4 protein-coding genes are annotated in these 4,899 nt (G+C 75.5%); 1 reads left to right on the plus strand and 3 read right to left on the minus strand.

Features of this window, described 5'->3' with window-relative positions; all coding sequences use genetic code 11:
- Window positions 1–109 precede the first annotated feature (109 nt).
- Window positions 110–1,300: an MFS transporter gene (locus ABZ951_RS33485; RefSeq protein WP_344091822.1), complete on the minus strand. Its 1,191-nt coding sequence runs from the start codon at window positions 1,298–1,300 to the stop codon at window positions 110–112.
- Window positions 1,301–1,406: 106 nt separating this feature from the next.
- Here ABZ951_RS33485 and ABZ951_RS33490 point away from each other — a divergent pair, with 106 nt between their 5' ends.
- Window positions 1,407–2,294, plus strand: coding sequence for a LysR family transcriptional regulator (locus tag ABZ951_RS33490; RefSeq protein ID WP_344091824.1), 888 nt, complete (start codon window positions 1,407–1,409; stop codon window positions 2,292–2,294).
- 15 nt (window positions 2,295–2,309) lie between these two features.
- Here ABZ951_RS33490 and ABZ951_RS33495 read toward each other — a convergent pair whose 3' ends face one another.
- Entirely contained in the window at window positions 2,310–3,704 is a 1,395-nt protein-coding gene (locus tag ABZ951_RS33495; protein WP_344091826.1) for a cellulase family glycosylhydrolase, read from the minus strand.
- 42 nt (window positions 3,705–3,746) lie between these two features.
- Window positions 3,747–4,712 (minus strand): zinc-binding dehydrogenase, encoded by a 966-nt coding sequence (locus ABZ951_RS33500; RefSeq protein WP_344091828.1) that lies wholly within the window; start codon window positions 4,710–4,712, stop codon window positions 3,747–3,749.
- Between the last annotated feature and the right edge of the window lie 187 nt (window positions 4,713–4,899).

A 4,899-nucleotide genomic window follows, 5' to 3' on the forward strand; every position in this document is an offset into this window, starting at 1 on the left:
ATCAGAACGTCTCCGGCTCCGGGCTGGGCCTGTCGATCTCGCGGGCCCTGCTGGCGGCCGGCGCAGGGCACTCGCCGCCGCAGGCGGCAACGCGCCGGCAGCCGAAGACCTATCCGACACGCTCCAGGCCCCGCCGTCGGCCGGGCAGGCCCCCGGCCGTCGCCAGGGTCATCAGGGACGCCAGCGCCAGCAGGCCGCCCAGCCCCATCGCCCCGGACAGCGACACCGCGTCCACGGCCCGCCCGCCCAGCAGTGCCCCCAGGGAGATCGCCACGTTGAACACCGACACGAAGAGCGCCGACGCCGTCTCCCGGTCGCGGGGCGCCGCCGCCAGCAGCCAGCCCTGCGTGCCGACCGACACGCCCCCGTACGCCAGCCCCCACACGACCATCAAGGCCGCCGCACCCCACGGGCCCCCGCCCAGGACCGGCACCGCGGGCACCGCCACGGCCAGGACACCGGAGATGACGAGGAGCGTGCCGCGCGGGCTGCGCACAGCCGTGGCCCCCGCCAGGAAATTGCCCGCCACGCCCGCCAGGCCGTACGCCAGCAGCAGACCGCCGATCAGCCCTGCCCCGGCCCCCGGCACCCGCTCCAGCACCGGCCGGACGAACGTGTAGGCCGCGAAGTGGCCCGTCACCAGCAGCAGGACGACGAGCAGCCGCACCCGCACCCGCCCGTCGCGCAGCAGGGCCGGCGCCTCGCGGAACCCCGCCGCCCGCTCCGGCGGCAGCGGCGGCAGCAGCGCGGCCAGCGCTACCGCCACCGCCGCGGACACCGCGCCCATGGCCACGAACGCCGCCCGCCAGCCGCCCAGTTCACCGACCGCGGTGCCCGCTGGCACGCCCAGCACCGACGCCACCGCGATCCCGCTGAAGATCAGCGTGGTGGCGTGGCCGACGGACCGCTCCGGGACCAGGCGGACGGCCAGCCCGCCCGCGACGGCCCACACACCCCCGATGCAGACCCCCACCAGCACCCGCAGCCCCACCAATACGGCAATGTCCGTGGCCCACGCCGACAGCAGGTTGGCCGCCGCCAGCAGTCCCATCAATCCCACCAGCACCCGGCGCCGGTCCAGCCGTCCCGCCGCGCCCGTGATCAGGGGCGCCGCCACGGCCGCCACCAGCCCGGGCACCGTCATCGTCAGCCCCGCCGTGCCGTCCGAGACCCCCAGGTCCGCCCCGATCGGGGTGAGGAGCCCGACGGGCAGCATCTCGGTCGTCACCACCGAGAACGTCCCCGCCGCGACCGCCGCCACCGCGAACCGGCCTCGTCCCGCCTCTGCCTTTTTCACCATGGCCCCAGCCTCGGCGGCCCCCTCACCGGGAACAACGCCCGATCACTCATCCTTCAATGAGCGAGGCTCATCGATCACGGGGGCCCGGGAATCACCAGGGGGAGCCATGAGCGGACTGGACCTCAAGGAACTGGAAGCGTTCCTCGTCCTCTCCGAGGAACTGCACTTCGGCCGCACCGGCGAACGGCTGTACCTGTCACAGAGCCGCGTCAGCCAGCTGCTGCGCTCCCTGGAGAGCCGCGTCGGCGCCCGCCTCGTCGCCCGCACCAGCCGCAAGGTCGCCCTCACCCCGCTCGGCGAGCGCCTCCTGACCGGGCTGCGCCCCGCCTACGCCGCGCTCAAGGACACCGTCGAGGACGCCCGCAGCGCGGCCCGGGACGTCGGGGGAGTGCTGCGGCTGGGGTTCCAGGGCACCGCGGACGACCGGGTCATGGCGGCCGTCGGCACCTTCCAGGCCCGGCACCCCGGCTGCGCCGTCGAGATCACGGAGATCCCGCTCTGCGACCCCTTCGGCGCCGTGCACCGGGGCGACGTCGACACCGCGGTCGTCCTGCTGCCCGTGCGCGAGCCCGGTCTCGTCCTCGGGCCGGTCTTCTCCCGGCAGCGGCAGACCCTCGCGCTCTCCCCGCGCCACCCCTATGCCGGGCGCGCCGAGCTGACCGCGGAGGACCTCGCCGGCTGCGCGCTGGTGACCCCCGGCGACCCCGCGCCCGCCTACTGGCGCGAGGCGCAGGCCCCGACCCGCACGCCCGGCGGCCGGCCGGTCCCGGCCGGCCCGGCGGTGACGACCCTCCAGGAGGGCCTCGCGCTGGCCGCCGCGAACCGCGCCGGGATGCTGCTCTGCCGCTCGACCGCGGAGTACCACGGCCGCAGCCCCCTCGCTTTCGTCCCCGTCACCGGACTGCCCGACTCGGCGCTCGGCCTGGTGTGGCGGCGGAACGCGGAGAACGAGCGGCTGCGCGCCTTCGGCCGCGCGCTCGCCGCGGCGGGGTGACGGCGCGGGCCCGCCTCAGCCGCCCCGCGTCACCGTGACCGTCACCGGCCCCCGCCCGGGCAGCGCGCGGACGGACACCCGGCCCCGCTCCCCCGGGGGCACCCGGTCCTTGTCGGACCGCGCCGGGCCGGTGACCCGCACCCGCCACCCCGCCGGCCCCGGCGGGGTGGACAGCTCCGTCGGGGCCGGCCCGCGCGGCACGTACGTCAGCCGGTACGTCCCCGCCGCCGCCTCGTAGGCCGCGCTGCGCACCGCCCCCGCCACCGCGCTCGCGTACGGCCGCGCCGTGCGCTCCTTGTTGACGCGGAAGCGGCCCTTCGCGTCCAGGGCGCAGTAGCCGCCCCCGTAGCACCAGGTGTAACCCGCCCAGCCGGAGGAGTACCGCTCCAGCGAGGCGAGGGCGTCCTCGTAGAAACGGCCCATGTTCGGCAGGGAGTTGTTCAGCGGCCCCCACTCGCCGACCACCACCGGCACCCGCCGCTCGCGGGGGTACCGGGTCACCGCGGCCTCGTACGCCTCGATCCAGCCCGCGGCCGGGTCGTAGTCCCGGCCCGCCTCCATGGCGGCGTTGTAGAAGTGCGGCGCGTACACCACCTTGGGGTCGGCGATCCGGCCGAGCGCGGTCGGCACGCCCTCGCCGACGATCGGGGTGGGCTCGACGAACAGCCAGTGCCGGCGGTCCACTTGGCGGATCGCCCGGGCGATCCTGTTGTACATCGGCGTCAGCTGCTCGCGCTCGATCCGCCGTGCGGCGTCCGGGAGTTGCTCGCCGGGACGGAGCCTGCCCATCGGCTCGTTGATCAGGTCGTAGCCGAGCACGGCCGGGTGACCGGCGAGGCGCCCGGCGAGCACCTGCCACATCCGGGCCTGGGCGCGCCGCAGGTCGGCGTCCTCGTAGAGGTGCTCGAACGCGGCCTGGACGGCGGGTTCGTAGTACTCGGCGAACCAGTCGTCCGGGTGGGGCTTGTAGGGCAGCCCGTCGGTGCGCGTGGCCCAGGCGGGGATGCCGCGGTGGCTGCCGAAGGCCGGGCCGAAGACGTCCTGGTGGGCGTCGACCACGACGCGGATCCGGTGCCGGTGCGCCCAGCCGAGGATCCGTTCGATGGTGCGGAGGTAGCGTTCGCTGTACCGGCCGGGCCGGGGCTCCAGGTCGTCCCAGAAGACCAGCAGCCGCGCCGAGTCGAATCCGTGGGCGGCGAGGTCGCGGAAGTGCCGCTCGGTGATGTCCTCCAGGGCCCGCTCGCCGCGGTGGGTCTTGTCCTCGACGTTCCACCCGCGCAGGGCGAGGGTCCGGCCGCGCTCGTCGGTCAGGGGCGGGGGAGCGGTGTCCGCCCGGGCCGGGGCGGTGCCCGGCGCGAGGAGCGCCAGCACCGCGGCCGCCGTCGTCACTGCCGCCGCCGTCGTGCGCATGGACCCTCCCGGACCGACGAGGCGGCCGTGCCGCCCCGAGGATCACCGGAGGGTCAGGACCACCTTCCCGAACAGATCGCCGCCGGCCATCCTCTCGAAGCCCTCCCGTGCCCGGTCAAGGGGCAGGACGGAGTCGATCACCGGGCGGACGCCCGTCACGGCGCAGAAGCTCAGCAGGTCCGCCAGCTCCTCCTTGGTGCCCATGGTGGAACCGACGACGTTGAGCTCGTGGAAGAAGATGCGGTTGAGCTCGGCGGTGGCGGGCGCGGAACCGCTGGTCGCACCGGAGATCACCAGAGTGCCGCCCGGCTTGAGGGACTTCACGGAGTGCGACCAGGTGGCGGCGCCGACCGTCTCCATGACGGCGTCGACGCGGTGCGGCAGCCGCGCCCCCGGCTCGAACGCGCCCTCGGCGCCCAGCTCCAGGGCCCGCTCCCGCTTGCCCGCGTCCCGGCTGGTGACGAAGACGCGCAGCCCGGCCGCGGCGCCCAGCGCGATCGCGGCGGTGGCCACCCCGCCGCCGGCGCCCTGCACGAGGACGGACTCACCGGGCCGCAGGCCGGACCTGGTGAACAGCATGCGGTACGCCGTCAGCCAGGCGGTGGGCAGGCAGGCGGCCTCCTCGTAGGACAGGCCCTCGGGCTTGGGCAGCACGTTCCACGCGGGGACGGCGACGCGCTCGGCGAAGGTGCCCTGGTACCGCTCGGTGAGGATGGAGCGCTGCTCGCGCGGGCCCACGCCGTGCCCGGTCTGGCCGACGACCGAGTGGACGACGACGTCGTTGCCGTTCTCGTCGACCCCGGCGGCGTCACAGCCCAGGATCATCGGGAGCGCCTCCTCGCCGAGCCCCACGCCCCGCAGCGACCACAGGTCGTGGTGGTTGAGCGACGCCGCCTTGACGTTGACCACCGTCCACCCCGGGGGAGCCTCGGGCTCGGGGCGCTCCCCCAACTCAAGGCCGTCGAGCGGCTGGTCATGGTCGATGCGGGCAGCGTAGGCGGCGTACATGATCCGAACCTAGACCCGGGGACGTACCCGGCGGAACCACGCGCCGGTGTGACACGCGACGCGTCCCGCCGCACCGTCCGGAGGCCACGGTTCCCCGGGCGGGTCGCGGCGGTGTCCTCAAGCGCCGGACGGGCTGCTGTGCTGTGCCCTCAGGCGCCGGACGGGCTGGAAAGCCCGTCCGGCGCCT

This window comes from Streptomyces sp. NPDC046215, assembly GCF_040646215.1.
Taxonomy (GTDB): Bacteria; Actinomycetota; Actinomycetes; order Streptomycetales; family Streptomycetaceae; genus Streptomyces; species Streptomyces stramineus.